At 47.0% G+C, this 15,993-nt stretch carries 15 protein-coding genes; 2 read left to right on the top strand and 13 right to left on the bottom strand.

Features of this window, described 5'->3' with window-relative positions:
- Nucleotides 1-16: 16 nt before the first annotated feature.
- The 6 genes from HHL17_RS11620 to HHL17_RS11595 form a co-directional block, all read right to left on the bottom strand.
- Entirely contained in the window at nucleotides 17-892 is an 876-nt protein-coding gene (locus HHL17_RS11620; RefSeq protein WP_169224883.1) for a cupin-like domain-containing protein, read from the bottom strand.
- A 388-nt stretch (nucleotides 893-1,280) separates the two neighbouring features.
- Complete coding sequence (locus tag HHL17_RS11615) at nucleotides 1,281-2,036, bottom strand: DUF4397 domain-containing protein (protein WP_169224882.1); 756 nt, start codon at nucleotides 2,034-2,036, stop codon at nucleotides 1,281-1,283.
- Between the two features lie 214 nt (nucleotides 2,037-2,250).
- The gene (locus tag HHL17_RS11610) at nucleotides 2,251-4,830 is read right to left on the bottom strand and encodes a TonB-dependent receptor (RefSeq protein WP_169224881.1); all 2,580 of its coding nucleotides are present in this window, start codon (nucleotides 4,828-4,830) and stop codon (nucleotides 2,251-2,253) included.
- A 43-nt stretch (nucleotides 4,831-4,873) separates the two neighbouring features.
- Nucleotides 4,874-5,875: a FecR family protein gene (locus HHL17_RS11605; protein WP_169224880.1), complete on the bottom strand. Its 1,002-nt coding sequence runs from the start codon at nucleotides 5,873-5,875 to the stop codon at nucleotides 4,874-4,876.
- 51 nt (nucleotides 5,876-5,926) lie between these two features.
- Nucleotides 5,927-6,463 carry an RNA polymerase sigma-70 factor gene (locus HHL17_RS11600; RefSeq protein ID WP_169224879.1) on the bottom strand — a complete coding sequence of 179 codons (537 nt, stop codon included), beginning with the start codon at nucleotides 6,461-6,463 and terminating at the stop codon, nucleotides 5,927-5,929.
- Between the two features lie 258 nt (nucleotides 6,464-6,721).
- Entirely contained in the window at nucleotides 6,722-6,928 is a 207-nt protein-coding gene (locus HHL17_RS11595) for a hypothetical protein (protein ID WP_169224878.1), read from the bottom strand.
- Between the two features lie 581 nt (nucleotides 6,929-7,509).
- On the opposite strand from HHL17_RS11595, the gene HHL17_RS11590 reads away from it, so the two are divergent.
- Entirely contained in the window at nucleotides 7,510-8,277 is a 768-nt protein-coding gene (locus tag HHL17_RS11590; protein ID WP_206155963.1) for a hypothetical protein, read from the top strand.
- Between the two features lie 436 nt (nucleotides 8,278-8,713).
- Here the strand turns inward: HHL17_RS11590 and HHL17_RS11585 are convergent, their stop codons facing one another.
- Nucleotides 8,714-9,127 carry a hypothetical protein gene (locus HHL17_RS11585; RefSeq protein WP_169224877.1) on the bottom strand — a complete coding sequence of 138 codons (414 nt, stop codon included), beginning with the start codon at nucleotides 9,125-9,127 and terminating at the stop codon, nucleotides 8,714-8,716.
- Between the two features lie 230 nt (nucleotides 9,128-9,357).
- Here HHL17_RS11585 and HHL17_RS11580 point away from each other — a divergent pair, with 230 nt between their 5' ends.
- Complete coding sequence (locus HHL17_RS11580; protein ID WP_169224876.1) at nucleotides 9,358-9,837, top strand: putative quinol monooxygenase; 480 nt, start codon at nucleotides 9,358-9,360, stop codon at nucleotides 9,835-9,837.
- Here HHL17_RS11580 and HHL17_RS11575 read toward each other — a convergent pair.
- The 6 genes from HHL17_RS11575 to HHL17_RS11550 are packed head-to-tail and all read right to left on the bottom strand — an operon-like array spanning nucleotide 9,792 to nucleotide 15,973.
- Nucleotides 9,792-10,643 (bottom strand): helix-turn-helix domain-containing protein, encoded by an 852-nt coding sequence (locus tag HHL17_RS11575; protein WP_169224875.1) that lies wholly within the window; start codon nucleotides 10,641-10,643, stop codon nucleotides 9,792-9,794. The two genes, HHL17_RS11580 and HHL17_RS11575, sit on opposite strands and share 46 nt — an antisense overlap.
- Nucleotides 10,644-10,688: 45 nt before the next feature.
- Nucleotides 10,689-12,389: a GMC oxidoreductase gene (locus HHL17_RS11570; protein WP_169224874.1), complete on the bottom strand. Its 1,701-nt coding sequence runs from the start codon at nucleotides 12,387-12,389 to the stop codon at nucleotides 10,689-10,691.
- Nucleotides 12,390-12,404: 15 nt separating this feature from the next.
- Nucleotides 12,405-13,265, bottom strand: coding sequence for an ROK family protein (locus HHL17_RS11565; protein ID WP_169224873.1), 861 nt, complete (start codon nucleotides 13,263-13,265; stop codon nucleotides 12,405-12,407).
- On the bottom strand, nucleotides 13,246-14,001 hold the full coding sequence (locus tag HHL17_RS11560; RefSeq protein ID WP_169224872.1) for a 6-phosphogluconolactonase: 756 nt from the start codon (nucleotides 13,999-14,001) through the stop codon (nucleotides 13,246-13,248). Before HHL17_RS11560 ends, HHL17_RS11565 begins: the two co-directional genes overlap by 20 nt.
- Before the next feature lie 4 nt (nucleotides 14,002-14,005).
- Complete coding sequence (locus tag HHL17_RS11555; RefSeq protein WP_169224871.1) at nucleotides 14,006-15,106, bottom strand: Gfo/Idh/MocA family protein; 1,101 nt, start codon at nucleotides 15,104-15,106, stop codon at nucleotides 14,006-14,008.
- Nucleotides 15,107-15,157: 51 nt separating this feature from the next.
- Nucleotides 15,158-15,973, bottom strand: a complete 816-nt coding sequence (locus HHL17_RS11550; RefSeq protein WP_169224870.1) for a glycoside hydrolase family 16 protein — start codon at nucleotides 15,971-15,973, stop codon at nucleotides 15,158-15,160.
- Nucleotides 15,974-15,993: the final 20 nt, after the last annotated feature.

Below are 15,993 nucleotides of genomic sequence, written 5' to 3'. Positions count from 1 at the left end.
CACTACCACATCGCCGTCAGGACACATAGTTCAGATAAGATTGGTAGTACTTAAAGAGGTAACGGGACGGAACACCGAAGTATAACCCTGTCGCCACAACGCCGTTATAAAACACGTTCTGCATGGGCGCTCCCCTGAAGCCGGAAAGCAATCCTTTGGTTACACTCTGCCGGGTATGCCAGTCGATATTGAAGGAAATAGAGTAGCTGAGCCCTCTGACCTGATGCAGCGTTCCGGAAGGCATAAACAGTATATCACCGCCGTCCACTACTACATCTCCGCGCTCAGCATCTTTCAACAAAGGAAATTTTTCAAAGTCCGGTGTCTCAAGGTCCACGTCAGCCCAGCGCCAGCTGTTCAGGTAACATTTTTTCCAGTCACTGGCTTTCACCATATAAAATCTTTTACTTCCCTGTATCTGAAAGAAGAGATTATGGGTACACAAAGTATCAAAGTGAAGCGGGGTAAGACTATTCGAGCTCCCCATAAAGAATTGCACAAATTTCCACCAGTTATTTCCATACCACGATGGCAGCAGGTCAACAGGGAAGGAAGAGATGTCATCCTTTAATTGTGGCATCATCAGGAAGATAGGCACATCATGCAGGTAAGGGGCTTTGGAGACTGGCCGTTGAGCGGCCAGTTCCGATTCATGCTGTTTGAGCAGTGCAGTGTATTCGGCCAGCGACATCACTATTTTAGTCCCTTTAGTCAGGTCGCCGGTCTTTATAGGCACCTTTAGCGATTGGCCAATGTCCATGAAATAATCATAATTCCATTTGCTGACAGCAGGCCAGTTATTAATACCGCCTTTTATCAACACAGGCTTTCCCGGAACGACATATTTTTCATAGAAAGTCCTTCTGTCAATGTTGGTAACAGTTTGTATCATAGCGAACAAAGTGGGTATGAAGAAATGAAATGATCTTTATGCAGTAAATCAACAAGAAAATGAGGTATAGCGTAGCTGTGGATTAACACCTCGGGCAGATATAGGAAAAAAGCTACCGCTACTAACAATAACAGTTTATTGTCAATAAGGTCAGGATAAAAAAATAAATACGGGGGGAAACATCCTCCGTATTTAAAGATAAGTTTTTAGATATTAAAACGCAAATAAAAACCATCGCTTATTTCATAAACGATGGTCCCTTCACACACACTTTCCGTACATTTTTTTGTTATTCGCATATGCAGCCAGGCAATTGCATTCGGATTTATATTTCACCCAAATGGCCGTCCCAGGAATAGGACGGCTTACGACATGGTTTCCCTATTGCTTATCTGTGCTGCCATAACTGGAGGCCCACCCCTAAGGCCCCGGAAGCTTTGGTTAATCCGCTGAGATAGAGCGTAACCACTTTTCCTTCCACCAGTTTTACAGACGGGATATCAAGAACGGTTGTAATAGTTGTACCGGCTTTGGTCTTCACTTTCACCCGGTAATCACCGGAAGCGATTGGCTTAAAGGGAGACAGTACTGCGACATCTGGTTTATCACTGATATAGGCTGCATTATTCACCAGGCGGATGCTATCGCTACCTTTGAAAACATCAATATCCACAGCGGTGGTATTAGGTGACAGGTGGAGGAAGCGCAGGCTGGTCTTCCCTTTACCAGGATCAGCGGGATTATCATTCAGTAACACGGCCCTGACTTTATTATTATTTAATGTATCGTACAGAAACAGGGAGTAAGTACTTTTATCGTTGAACTGGTATTTGGTGTCTACGATCACCTTGTTGCCATCCTGCGCGAATTTCAGGATGCTTTCATTTCGAAAAGGCAGGTTCATGTAGCCCTTGGACGGATTCAGGAACGGTAACTTATCCTGCAGTTTTTTTCCATCTATTTCCACAGTCAGGTCGCCTACTTTAGGGGCAGTATGCACGATCTGTATACCGGCATTTTTCACAACAACAGGTCGCGGATCGGGGTCATTGTTCTTTTTGCAGGACATAAAAGCTGTCGCTACCAACAGTGCACAGGAGATACCTGTCAGAGATATCCCTGATTGAGTTCTTACGTGTTTCATATACTTTTTGATTTATTAAATTGATTCCTGTCAACGCTTGCGCATAACCTATCTGTACCTGCCATTGCTGTGTGGCTGCAGATTTCATCAACAGCAAGCAAATAGCAGGCATAGCTATTACATACAGCACAGATATTGTTCTCTACTGTTAAAACAGCTAATGAACATAACTTCCTACGCTGTGTTTATTTTTTTTAAAAAAAAGGAATCGATGTTATAAGTTCAATGTATAAGAGAGATAGTAGGTCAGATCAAATATCCGGTTGCCAGATAAGGTTACATTACTATTGTCGTGCGTATTGAAGACATCCGTTGAATATTGTCCATTGGCATGATAGGCATTATATACGCCCGCTGAGGCTTTATGTTTCAGCCTGCCGGTAGCAAAACGATAGTTCACATTACAATTGAGGCGTTGATAGTTGGGCCCGCGTTTATCATAGTAGGACACGCCTTCATATCTGAATGGTTCGCCTTCTTCAACCGGCAGCGTACCCATAGGCCGCAGCCGCCAGTCGCCTGTGCTCAGATACCACACCGCACCAATATCCCAGTGTTTATCCGGCCGGAAGTTGGCCGCAATATTCAGCTGATGGCGCCTGTCGAAACGGAAGGGGAATTTCTCCCCATCATTCACATCATCGAACTGACGCCAGGCCCAGGCCAATGTATACGATAACTGGAACTGCCATTTCCGCCATCGCTTCCCAGCCAACAACTCCGCACCATAGCTCCATCCCTGTCCTGTGATAATATCCTGTTCCCAGGTATTTTCATCGTAAAAGATATTTCCCCGTTCCGCAAAATTGGTGACGTTGTTCATTTTCCGGTAGTAGACATCTGCAGATAACAGCGTGCCTTTGTTATCATTGAAGCTATATCCCAGGTTGAACATATCGCTTTCTGCAGGCCGTAGTATAGCGGTACTGGGCACCCATAACACGCTGTTGATACCCAGGAACGGGCTTGTTACCTGGTGAAGGTATTGTGCCATCCGTGCGTAGGAAAAAGTCAACTGTTGATTTTTTCCTATGCGATAGGCTGCAAACAACCGCGGCTGCAAGGAGTTGTAATGAAAATCTCTGAAGCGGTATGCACTGAAAAGCAACCCGGGCCTCAGCAACAGCCGGGGGCTCAGTTTGAATTCATTTTCATAATAAAAGGAGTACTCCCTGAAAGGCAGTGCTTTCATTGGTTTGAACCCATCCGGTACCTCTCCCAGTTTCGAGGTGATATTGGTTCCAAAAGGATGAATGACAGTATGCAAAAACTTGCCGCCAAAACGGAACTGCAGGTTCGCTGACGCATTGATCTCAAACTGCGTCCTGGCCTCGTAACGTTCTACCGACGCGTAGTTATTATACGCTTTGGTTTCCTTCTCCTCCCCGGTTGAATCATCGTACAGGATCAGCTTCATCCCGGCCAGGTTATGATAGTTGCTTATATTCAGGGTGGTATTCACAAAAGAACGGGCGCCGATCACATGGTTCCAGTTGACCGTGGCAAGCCGGTTGCCCCATACCTGTAAATTCTGATAATCGTTTTGCTTCAGTTCCAACCGGTCTTTACCCATATAACCGCTGAGCATTATTTTATTATTGCTGTCCAGCAGGTGGGTGATTTTAAAATGAATATCATAAAAACGCAACCGGTAATTACTGTCCAGCATCTTCAACAGCGGGTCTGACCAGCTTTTCCGGACAGAAGCCACCACGGCAGTACGATTTTTTATCAGCGGCCCGTCTATCGCCAGCGCGCCAGCTAATAGACCAGCGTTTACCTGTCCGCTCCAGGTATCCATGCTGCCGTCTTTCGTATTTACCTCGGTTACAGAGGATAACGCACCATCAAATCTCCCGGGAAAATCATTCTTAAACTGCCGGATCGATTTCAGTGCACCTTCACTGACGATCGACAACTCACCCAATAGATGAGTGGGGTTAAACACCTGGTTACCATCCAACAAAAAAGCGCTTTGCTCCGGATCGCCACCACGTACCATCAGTTTGCCGGTCGTTTCCTGCGACTCAATATTTCCCGGCAACAGGTATAATGACCTCACCGGATCGCTCTCCCCAAAAAAGTTGGTATAAGCAGAAGAAAGGTATTTTTCAATGCTGGAACCGCCGTCCTTTTGTAGCATGCAACCCGGGGTGACCTTCACTTCGGGCAATACTGCCGCGCGCATCATCAAATTACGCCTGATAGTACTGTTAACAGCTACAGCTGATATCACCGGCGGATAACCGGCATGTATGACCTTAATATGATGAAGACCACTCTTTAACTGCAGGCTGTAATACCCAAACCTGTTGGACTGGCATACACGCCCCGACTCCTGGTCTTTTATCATGGCATAAGGTATCGGCTCCAGGCTGTTCTCTTCCGTAATATAACCAAACAAGGTATACTCATTCACCACACTGTCAGTTGTCAGCATCGCACCTGAAGGCACTAACATCACCTTTCCGTTCCGCTCTTCTATCTTTACATATTTTCCGGCCAACAATACATTGAGTACAGTACCTAAAGTTGTTTCCTCCTCTGCGAGGCGAGCCTCTCCTTTTCCATCCAGGTATCCGCCGGCATATTCGATAACAGTTCCGCTATAGGCACTGACCTTTTCCAATAAAAAAGGAATCGTGCCATGGGTTTCATGGCACGTAAATCTCTTTCCGAGCAATCCGGTCTGCGCAGTGACCGTTATATTGCCGGCAAGAATAATCAATATCAGTAGTAATAGTTGCAGTCCTGTTTTACGAAACCGTAGCGGAGCGGACACCCCTTTTATCATTTATTTTAAATTACTTGCTATTTCCATCCATTTTATAGGAAGATCAATAAATTATTACGGTGTCTTGCTGTTTACGGAAATGTAAGCCGGTGATGACCGTAATTTCTTCCAGTACTTCATTCAACGGCTGTTCCCGGAAGCTGGCCGTTACTTTTACCGATCCCGTTTTTAAGGTATCATTCACGTTAACAACGGTACCATAATAAGCCGAAAGCTCTTTCACCACTTCTTTTAGCGGAGCATTGGTAAACCGGAGCGTACCGGTTTGCCAGGCCAGGTAATTGGAATCATTTACATTTTTCTTTTCGAAATTATCTCCTGTAAAAGACACCTGTTCCCTGGCCGACACTATGCATTTATTTTCGGGCCTCGCTTTGTCTGTGAATAAGATCTTTCCGGTCACCACCACCACCCGGTCGGCGCCGGCCGTGGAGTTCACCACGAAGGAGGTGCCCAGTACTTTTATCACCGCCTTTTCCGTTTGTATCCGGAACGGGATATTTTCATGGGCTGCCACATCGAAGAAAGCGTCGCCGGTAAGTGTCAGCAGCCGGTCGCTTTGACCGAAACCAGCCGAATAAGTGATGGTAGCGCCCTTGCGGAGCAGCACCAACGTGCTGTCAGGCAGCCTCAGATACTTATTGGTGGCATCAGCGGTCACTACTTTAGACCAGGTTATCTGTTGCTGCTCTGATTGCTGAAAGAACATCCAATATCCTGCGATCATGATGACCACAGCGGCGGCGGCAGCAGCAGCTATTCCCCAATATCTCCGTAACCCCACCGTATGGATTTCCCTGGTTTCAATAACCCCGATGTCCTTCAGCCGCTGGTCCACACGCTGCCAGCCTTTCGCCGTATCGAAATGTGGCTGGTTGACAGTGTTGCTGCTTTCCGCCCATATCTTGTCATAGTGGTCCAGCACTTCATCTCCGACAGCATGTTGCCGCTGCCATTCTTCCAGCGTAATCGCTTCTTCCGGTGAGATCGCTCCCCGGAGCCGGTTTATAATAATTGCTTTTATGTTATCAGGTAGTTCCATCATTTTTCCTCTCCTACTTAGAAAACAAAATCTTATCAGATTTTCCTATGCTGTTCATAAAAAAAATAACAGCCCCATACCTGTATTCTTCACAAATGCCCTGAGCATCTTCAATGCTTTCCATAACTGATTGTTGACTGTTTTAACAGAAATGCCGAGACTATCGGCTGCCTGTTGATTACTCAGCTCCCCCAGGCGACAAAGGAGAAATACCTCTTTGCATTTGGGAGGAAGCTGTTCTATTCCCTGCCCCAGCAAGGCCTGGTAGTTCAATGTCTCATCAGCCGAAGGAGTGATGTCAGCGGTGTCATCATCTTCCAGATCTATGTCGGAAAGACTGTATACTGTCATTCGTTGCTCTTTGCTGAGATGAGTAAGACAGTTATTGCGCACCGCCGTGAACAGGTAAAATCTCAGGTTATCGGACTGTACCAGGTCTTTCCGTGTTTCCCAGATCCTGATAAACACCTCTTGTACAATATCTTCGCACACGCTTGGTTCCTTCACGAAACTATTAGCGTAGATACAAAGCGGGTTATAAAATTTTTCAAATCCCAGCCGAAACTGTTGATAGAGACCGTCTTCACGCACAAGTGATAAATTTTACAAAATATAATACAGTACCTCAGATATGGCTAAGGGGGATACCTGAATGGGTTCCCGGTGGCCTCCGTTCTTTGTATACTACAACGTCGCACACCTGTGTATCCCCCTAATGCCTATCATTAATTTTTCGTTTTCTTTCTGCCACCGCCGCTGTCCGCTACACACAAAAGGTCCCCTGCTGTTGCGGGAGACCATGTGGTGCACAAAACCATATCAAGCTGTTGTTATACAGCAGGTGCCACCTTAGTGTTTTTTAACCGGTTTACGGGTTGTATCTGCTTTAGACCCGCCTTTACTCACCGGCACTACAGAATGCCTGTTGTCTTTCCGGGCGGTATCCACCTGTTTGCGTTGTTCTTTGGATGGTGCGTGCTGTGCCATAGCGCCGGTCACGGTTGTCATTGTAACTGCTGTTGCCATCATGGCTGCAAAAAATACCTTGTACTTCATAAAACTGTTTTTTAGTCAAGTGAGTGAATATCCGGCCGGAATAACCGCCGTGTATGACTATAAAACAGAGGGGCATCGGATCTTCCTATCGGTGTTTTGCGCAGGGGCTGTTAAACTTCTGTTAAAGGCCCCGAGAGGGCCTCTCCTCTTACTTTGATAAGTCAGGATTGATATTCAGCTTCTTCCGCTGTCACCTGCCGGCCCCTTTGTTTGGACACCCATAAATCGCGTTTCAGCTCCTATTATAGCTGCTTCAATCCGAAAGATATGATTGGTGGTCAGGCCAGGGGTAAATTTGTAATCCAAATAATTGTGTTACAGCAATTATACCATATGCCTGAGATATGGCATAGGCAATCGCTTCCAGTTGTTCCTTAAAACGGTGTATCTGTTTTCTTGTTGTGTATTTTCAAAATTATCTAAACCTGGTTCACGCGGCTTTAACGAATATCTAATGCCTGATGCACTCCGCCTGAATATTTTCCCTGCAGCCAGGCCCTACTATTGGATAATCTTCAGTGTAGCCATCAAATGGCTTCTGCTGATAATGCTATCTTTAGCTATCATCAGTATCATTCGTTATGGCAAAACAGATTTCTATCATCACCTTCACCGGCAGGCTCGGCAACCTGATCGGTTACAGGCGTAATGGCAAACACTTCCTGCGAAGCATGCCTTCATACGTCCGGCAGACGGCAGCTACCCGCAGGGCTGCTCAACGATTTGGCATGGCCAGCAAAAAAGGAGCGCTCATCCGCAGTGCTTTTTCCGGCAGCTTGGATGCTGGTTGCGATAGCGGGCATATCAACAGGCTAACCAGCGCGCTCATTACCGCCACCGGTAATAACATCAGGAGCATTACCGGCTTCAGGTTCAACCGGCATACGGGAACAGACAGGTTTTTTATCCATGCACCCAGGCTTTCCCGTGATGGTATCCTGTACATTTCGCCACAGGCATTACCTGCATGCATAGGCATCAACAGCCTGGAAATAAAGGTGATCGCCGCCCGTATCCATTTCGCTACACACCAGGTAGTAGGTACAGAAAGCGCTGTACTCATAGTAAAAACCGGAGAAGATTTTAAAGGAGCAGCATGTAATGTGGACGTACCGGGTAAAGGAACATTGATAGTTGTTCTACAGGTAAGAGGTATACAGGACCATGTTCCTTCCTGCAACACGAAATACTTCGCCGCTGATATTATTGCAGCAGAGCCGCCACAACCCCTGCCGGAGATCCTGCACAAACAGATCTGTCCGGAACTCCACCGGTTAAAACTGCAGTCAGAAAAAATACCTGCCGCTGCATCAGTGCAACTCCTGCTCCCTGTCATTCAGCGGGAATAAGCCATTTTCCTGCCTGCCAACTGTATACTGATGAACAAACATAACTCCCTTTGAACTACATGCTCCCACCTACTGCCCGCAGGCTTAACCTGTAGCCTGCCTTTACATGCATGTCCTGCATCTTCTCCATCCTTCCTGTTATATTTCATTAAAACTATACATCCAAAGAACACTCCCGCATCAAGTCCACCTTTACCTCTGGGTCACTATAGGGCTGCTGTATGTACCATAGCGGTATATCCAGGGAAACACTCCTTTCTCTTTTCTGTCGCCAGGCAATGTGTTTTTACTCCATCCCCAACTTTTTGACTTGATCCACAATTACTTTATTAACTCTTTTAGGTAATCAAACATAAAATCCCCGGCCGAATAACTTCGCCGGGGATCACCATTAACAACTAACCACCAGGTCCGCACTATGCCCAATGCTACAATGCTAAAGTTTCCGGGCTGTTAAACTTTGCCATGCGGATTCATTCCCTTTTCTGTTGTACTTTACCAGAATAAAACTGTTCATCCCGGGAACTTTAGCTAATGATAACCTGTAAGTAAGGTAGTTGTCTGTCAGATAGTAAGTGGTGTCTGATAACTTCCTGAAGACATAAGGTTTATTCTCTTCCGCAATATCCAGTCTCAGCGCATTGTCCGTGAGGGTCATCCGTATTTCCCTTCCCAACGACTCCGTAGCCTCTAATAAACCGGTCCTGTCAGAAGCATCCACACTGGACACCTTAAAAACCTGTATGAATGCACTTGCATTAGTCTTGTGTAACCTGTCCGATCGCTGCGCTCTGACTGTAATGGCCAAACAAATCAATGCAATACATGCCAGCGCTAATACTTTAATCATCTTTTTAGTTTTAAAGGGTAACTAAAACAGAACGATGCAAACTTATACCCATCCCATGGTTTCCTTGTCGGCTAACTGACCCAAACAGCCAAATCGGGGGTTGAAAAGGAAAGTTGTCCCACTGAAACGTGGTCCCTATGTGAAGCAAAAAGAGGTTGGCAGATTTATACAATTTTACCGGCATAGGGAGGCCTAGCTTTGTGGTATCATTAAATCAATCACATTTCGTTATGAACCGCACCAGGATGTTCCTATGGCAGCTCGCCTGCATGACATTGTCTATTCCTGCCTTCAGCTGTCCGTCAACCTATCCGGACAAACAAGCCCCCGAGGGCAGGAAGATAACTGCTTCCAACGGCTGCTTCGCCAACAAACTTTACATGATGAATACCACTACAACGGAAAAATTCGTTATCGCCAAACTGTATATCCGCCCTGCATCAACAGAAGAGTTCCGCCGGGCGCTGGAAACACTGGCTATATTAACCCGAAAGGAAGCAGGTTGTATTGAATACACCTGGTATCCCGAGCCGGCAGAAGAAGGCACCTTTACCTTGATTGAACATTACCGGGACCAGGCTGGTCTCAAATATCATTTCGCGCAGCCTTACCTGGCGGAATTCGTTAAGAAAATGGAAGGATGGAAATCGAAGGACCTGAAGGTTTATTTTCTATCTTCCGAACCTGATGCATTGAAAGAGGATAAGTAGAAGTGCTGATCATGGCTTGCAGGAGATAAGATGGCACGGGGCTTATCGCCGAAAAATTTCCTGCAGGCCTTTATAAAATGCGACTGGTCATAATATCCGAAATCAAATGCCACGGGAAGGTAGTCGCTGATCTGCCGGAACAACAGGTGTTTCAGCGTATTGTTGAGCCGTGCTGTTTGCATAAACGATTTGGGTGTAACGCCCACATGTTTGATAAATAGCCGCTCAAACTGGCGGTAGCTGCTTCCCAGGCCGGCACTGAAAGTTACCAGGTCAGGTATCTCCCGATTGTAATACAGCTGCCTCACCGCCTCATCTACGAGTACCTGGGGACGGTGGTATTGGCGCAGCAGCCCAAGCAGGAAGTCTCCGGTCAGCTCCAGCTGTTGCGGCAAACCGACACTACGGTGCAGTCTTTCTGTGAACCTTTTGCCTGCATCTCCATAAAGCACATTGATATCCGGGAAAGACTCCACCACATCAGCTACCGGAGCCGGGTAGAAATGCCTGATGGCGCCGGCTTTAAACCGGACAGCCACAAAGAAATGGCCGCTGTTGACCATCGCTTTATAATGCTGGTGGCGGATACAATAAATGGCATGCAGGGGTGGTGTTTCAAAAATATTATCTTTTGACACCAGTGTCATCGGCGCCTTCAGCTGGAAGATCATTTCCGCACCGGTACCCATGGCCATCGTGGGCATCGCATAGGCGGCAGCGGTACCTTCACAGGTCCAGAAGCGGTCAATATAAGGGCGTAGCAGGAGAGGCGGCTGATAAGACGTCTTTTTTAGCAGGGCATCCATGCCATGAAGGTATAAAATATCTATGCATAAAAAGAGCGTCCCATTCTACAACGCTCCTTTTTTCAGTTGCTCCACGGCATAGTTGGCGGCCCTCGCGGTTAATGACATGTAAAGAATAGACGGGCTCTGGTTACCGGTGCTGGTCATACAGGCGCCATCTGTTACAAATACATTCTTACAATGATGCAACTGGTTCCATTCATTCAATAATGAAGTGGCCGGATCTTTCCCCATGCGCACTCCTCCCATTTCATGGATATCCAGTCCCGGTGGCTGATGATTATCCCTCACCGTAATATTCTTAGCCCCCGCGGCTGCCAGCATGGCCCTCCCCTGTTCAATAAAATCTTTCACCATCCGGTCATCGTTATCATCATAATCAACTGCTGTTATCAGCAAAGGAATTCCCCATGCATCTCTTTTGTCTTTGCTCAGCCTGACATGATTACTTTCTTTGGGGATGGTTTCTCCCTGCATATACATGTACGCGCCCCATTTCCCTGGTTGACTGATGGCTTCTTTAAACGCAGCCCCCACTCCCGGGGAAATGTTTTGGTCATTCAGCTTTTCCCGGTACGCAGCGCTGAAGATCACATAGCCGCCTACAAAATCAGTATCCTGTTGATAAACATTCCTGAAGTTGGGGATAATACATTCCGATGGTTTCGACACTTTGTAATATTGATCCTCAAAACCATCAAACTCCCCACTCATGCCGGCCCGGTAATTATGGAAACAGATATATTTCCCCAGCAACCCATTGTCATTGCCCAATCCGTTCGGGAAACGCCTGGAGGTTGAATTCAGCAAAATGAGATTGGTGTTTAAGGCAGATGCATTCAGGAAAATAATTTTCGCCTGATAGATGAACGCTTCTTTTGTGTTGGCATCGATCACTTTCACGCCCGTAGCCTTACCAGACTGCTCATCATAAATGACGGAATGCACCACGGAGAAAGGCCGTACCGTCAGGTTGCCCGTTTTTTCCGCCCATGGCAAGGTAGATGCGTTGGAGCTGAAGTACCCACCAAACGGACAGCCCCGCATGCAAAGATTCCGGCTCAGGCATTGCCGGTGTTGTTCCTTATGAATATCCTGCGGCTTGGTCACCTGCGCCCATCTGCCGGACACGTAGTGGCGATCAAACTTATCTGCCAGCACGGCTTTCAAATGCTGCTCCACGCAATTCAATTCAAATGCCGGCAGAAACTCGCCGTCCGGCATGGTATCTATACCTTCTTTGTTTCCACAAACACCAATGAATTTCTCCACATGGCTATACCACGGTGCCATGTCCTTGTACCCTACAGGCCATTCAATCCCGTACCCATAGCGATGCGGAGCAGTGAAATCCATCTCACTCCAACGGGCACACGCACGTCCCCATATCAGCGACTTGCCGCCAACCTGGTAGCCCCGTATCCATTCAAATGGTTTTTCCTGGATATAGGGGTGGTCTGCGTCTTTTACGAAAAAATGGGCGGTGCTCTCGTCATATCCGGCAGCCCTGCTGATGAACGGGTTGGCATCCAGTACAGCTTTTGGAAGCGCTCCCCGGTACTTAAACTCCCAAACAGGTGTATTAGCAGTAGGATAATCCTTTATGTGCTCCACATTCCTACCACGTTCCAACACCAGCGTTTTTAGTCCTTTTTCACATAACTCCTTTGCTGCCCATCCTCCGCTGATACCACTACCAACCACAATCGCATCAAAATGAGTTGCAGCATTTTTATTATCGGCCATACTCAAAAAATTTATTTAGTTGTTAACCGCACCATTCTTCACTGACAGCAGATGCAAAGCAGCCGCGCCTAAAATATTACTGCCGGGCAGGACAGATGCTACTATTTTCAGGGAAGCCACCGCACGTTGAAATGGGAAGCCTCGCACGGTTTCCCACATGCTTCTCCCATAAAAAGGGAATGCTGCTTTCAGCGCCCCGCCAATGACAATACATTCCGTATCTAATACATAGAGGACCAGCTTAATGACTTCTCCCAGATGCCTGCCAAAATCTTCATACATGTACCCCGCTTCAATATCCCCTTCCTGTGCCCTTTTATAAACAACTTCTCCCGCTGTTTTATATACCTCTTCAAAAAAACGGCCACTGACATAGTACTCTATATTTTTGCCGAGATAACTGATCATGCCGAATTCCCCTGCTCCGCCATGCTTCCCGGTAAACAATTTCCCATTCGTTATAATTCCTGCACCCAGTCCCGTCCCTATCGTTAACCCGACAACAGATTTGTAAGATCGTGCGGCACCAAAATGAAACTCCCCCAGCGCAAAACAATTGGCGTCGTTCTCTATTTTTACGGGTAGGCGATACCGTTGTTCCAATATCCCCCGGAGGTCCGTTTCATTGATAGCCGGGATATTCACTACGTTGTACAATATCCGGCTGACAGGGTCCACCAGCCCCGGCACACCTATGCCAATGGCCTTTACATCACTGTCAATGATTTTATCTATTACCCCGAAAATCTGTTTCACCACTTCAGCGTGGTTCCCGTGAGCCTTCAGTGGCTGCGAAACAACCGGCTGAAGAACACCCTCCTTTACCACGCCGGCACGTAGATTGGTACCACCGAGGTCAATTCCTATTATATCCATGTAAATCCTTGTTTGACAAACCGGAAGCAGCATCTTCATCCAAAAAAATGGTCACTGACGGATGGCACAGCAGCAGACTGCCCGGCAGCTCATTCGTAGCAGGTTCTTCCAGCATCTTCCTCACAATTCTTGATTTATGTTTGCCACTCACCATCAGTATGATATGTTTGCTTTCCAGCAGCGTGCCCATTCCCAAAGTGATGCCCTCTTCCAGTTCCAGCTGTTGCGTAAAATATTTTTGTCCCACCAGCTTTGTCACAGGATGCAATGCCACAATTTGCGCCCGGCCATCAACCGCACAGCCAGGTTCGTTCATGGCAATATGCCCGTTCATGCCCAATCCCAGGATAGCTACATCAATTCCATTTTGCAGGCTGATAAACTGCTCTGCGTCCCGGCATTCTTTCGGAAGATTGGCTGAACGACCGTCAAAAAAACAAATGCGCTCACCGGTCACCTCCAGCGGATGAAACAACGTTTTGTCAATGAAATGCCGGCAGCTTCCCTCATCTGAAGCATTTAGCCCTACCCATTCGTCAAGGCCAACAAAGCTCCAACCGTCCATCCCACCTTTCTGCTGCAGATACCTTTCGGACAATACTTTGTATAAACCTGCCGGCGTATCACCGGACGCGGGGCAGAGCAACGGCTTGTCATATGCAGACATCAGCATCAACACCCATTCGGCGACCTTTGCTGAAAGGGCCTCATATGTAGGATAGATCTTTATTTCCACTATTTCAGTTTTTAGGATGAACGGATGGTTTCAACCATAAATCAACAGGCTTCTCTACCCGCTGATCAAATGGAAGCGTGATCTTTTTGCCTTCTCCGGCAGATGCATAGGCCGCATAGATGATTTCCAGTACAGCCCTGCCATCTTTCCCCGTCACCAACGGCTCGCGGTCATGCTGTACACAATCAATAAAGTGCTTTAATTCCTGGGGATACCCCTGGTTAAAGGCTTCTTCAAACATACAAAAGCTCCAGCCTACCGTTGTATCTGTTTTTTCCATGGCATAACCATAACCGTTGCGGCTATACGCCAGTACAGAATTGCCCACAAACAAATCGGCATAGGCTACCCCTCCTGTTCCGTAAATTTCACTCCGGTCGTCCATGCCACCATGTTTGGCCCATGAATTCTCCACCACACCAGTGACCCCGTTTTCGAATTCTATGATGACGATAGAATTGTCCTCCCCTTTCGTTCTTTCCTTGTGGAACACGGTTTTCATAGACGCTGTCACGCTCACTGCTTTATTGTTTTTCAACATCCACCTGAACCAGGCGATGCCATGGCATCCCATATCCATCAATACACCACCGCCGGACTGGTTTACATCATAAAACCAGTCGGAATGCGGACCTGAATGTTTCTCCGACTGCTTTAACATATAGATATCCCCTACAGCGCCTTCTTCCACCAATGCCCGGGCACGCTCGTACTTGGGCGCAAAACAAAGTTCTTCTGCATACATTAATTTGACGTTGGCCTTTTCACAGGCGGCAATCATTTCATCGGCTTCCTCCAACGTAACCGCCAAAGGTTTTTCGATAATAATGTGTTTACCCGCAGCAGCGGCTTTCAGCGTCGCATCCCTGTGCAAAAAGTTAGGGAGACAGATATCCACCACATCAAAGTCTGCATGCTTAATCAGCTCATCGATCGATGAAAAATGTTGTGCGATATGGTGTTTAGCAGCAAAGGCCCGGGCTTTCTCTTCGTTTCGTGTAAAAACCGCTACTATTTCTGCTTCCGGAACAAACCGTGTATAACTTTCCATATGGATATCTGCAATAAATCCTGCTCCCAATATGGCTACTTTAACCTGCTTCATATTTTAACTTTAAAAAGATTTCACCAGAAAAATAATCATAACCGTCTGCGGTTATTGCATCCAATCGTACATCCGTACATAGTCTACCTGCATCGCTGCGGGGAACACCGTTTCGTCCACCCCTTCCTTTCCTCCCCAGTTGCCGCCGACGGCTACGTTCAGCAGCAAGTAGAATCGCTTATCAAAAGGCCATCCCTCATGTCCTTTGTGTTCATTGGCCACCTGGTAATACACTTTTCCATCGAGCAGGAAGGTGATATGATCAGGCCTCCACTCAACGGCGTACACATGAAATTTGTCGTAAGGATTTTTAATAAAGACACCTTTTGTTTTCTGGGTACCGATAATATGATTGTAGGTTTTACTGTGCAGGCTTCCGAAGATGCTGTCCTTCATATATCCCACATGTTCCATTACATCGATCTCCCCGCTTTCCGGCCAGCCACCATATCCATTGTCTGTAGGCAACATCCATATGGCAGGCCAGAGCCCTCTGCCTTTGGGAAGCTTCGCTCTTACTTCCAGCTTCCCGTATTTCCAGTCACCTTTATTTTTGGTGACCATCCTCGCTGAAGTGTATTGATGATCGCCACTGCCGGAATTCCTGGCAGTAATGTACAGGTTACCATTTTCCACTTTAGCATTGCTGGTATCGGCGGCGGTGTAAAACTGCAGCTCATTGTTCCCCCAGCCGGACTTTCCTGTTTGGTATTCCCATTTTGTACTGTCCGGCAGCCCGGCGTAATTAAATTCATCACTCCAGGCAAGCTTCCATTTCTGGTGGCGTTTAATAGACTGCGCTTGTGCTGTGGCCATATAGCAGCATCCCGCCGCTATGACCAAGAAACCATAAATACTTTTTTTCATTTGCTTAAATGTCTGTCTAA

The sequence above is a fragment of the Chitinophaga fulva genome, assembly GCF_012927205.1.
GTDB classification, from domain to species: Bacteria; Bacteroidota; Bacteroidia; order Chitinophagales; family Chitinophagaceae; genus Chitinophaga; species Chitinophaga fulva.
This window is presented reverse-complemented; position numbering and strand designations above follow the sequence as displayed.

Excerpts from the sequence above, each read along its gene's own strand:
- HHL17_RS11565 (WP_169224873.1), bottom strand. The coding sequence starts at position 13,265 with ATGGATATAATAGGAATTGACCTCGGTGGTACCAATCTACGTGCCGGC.
- HHL17_RS11605 (WP_169224880.1), bottom strand. The coding sequence starts at position 5,875 with ATGATGGAACTACCTGATAACATAAAAGCAATTATTATAAACCGGCTC.
- HHL17_RS11590 (WP_206155963.1), top strand. The coding sequence starts at position 7,510 with ATGGCAAAACAGATTTCTATCATCACCTTCACCGGCAGGCTCGGCAAC.
- HHL17_RS11610 (WP_169224881.1), bottom strand. The coding sequence starts at position 4,830 with ATGATAAAAGGGGTGTCCGCTCCGCTACGGTTTCGTAAAACAGGACTG.
- HHL17_RS11615 (WP_169224882.1), bottom strand. The coding sequence starts at position 2,036 with ATGAAACACGTAAGAACTCAATCAGGGATATCTCTGACAGGTATCTCC.
- HHL17_RS11575 (WP_169224875.1), bottom strand. The coding sequence starts at position 10,643 with ATGGATGCCCTGCTAAAAAAGACGTCTTATCAGCCGCCTCTCCTGCTA.
- HHL17_RS11595 (WP_169224878.1), bottom strand. The coding sequence starts at position 6,928 with ATGAAGTACAAGGTATTTTTTGCAGCCATGATGGCAACAGCAGTTACA.
- HHL17_RS11555 (WP_169224871.1), bottom strand. The coding sequence starts at position 15,106 with ATGAAGCAGGTTAAAGTAGCCATATTGGGAGCAGGATTTATTGCAGAT.
- HHL17_RS11580 (WP_169224876.1), top strand. The coding sequence starts at position 9,358 with ATGAACCGCACCAGGATGTTCCTATGGCAGCTCGCCTGCATGACATTG.
- HHL17_RS11550 (WP_169224870.1), bottom strand. The coding sequence starts at position 15,973 with ATGAAAAAAAGTATTTATGGTTTCTTGGTCATAGCGGCGGGATGCTGC.
- HHL17_RS11570 (WP_169224874.1), bottom strand. The coding sequence starts at position 12,389 with ATGGCCGATAATAAAAATGCTGCAACTCATTTTGATGCGATTGTGGTT.
- HHL17_RS11585 (WP_169224877.1), bottom strand. The coding sequence starts at position 9,127 with ATGATTAAAGTATTAGCGCTGGCATGTATTGCATTGATTTGTTTGGCC.
- HHL17_RS11620 (WP_169224883.1), bottom strand. The coding sequence starts at position 892 with ATGATACAAACTGTTACCAACATTGACAGAAGGACTTTCTATGAAAAA.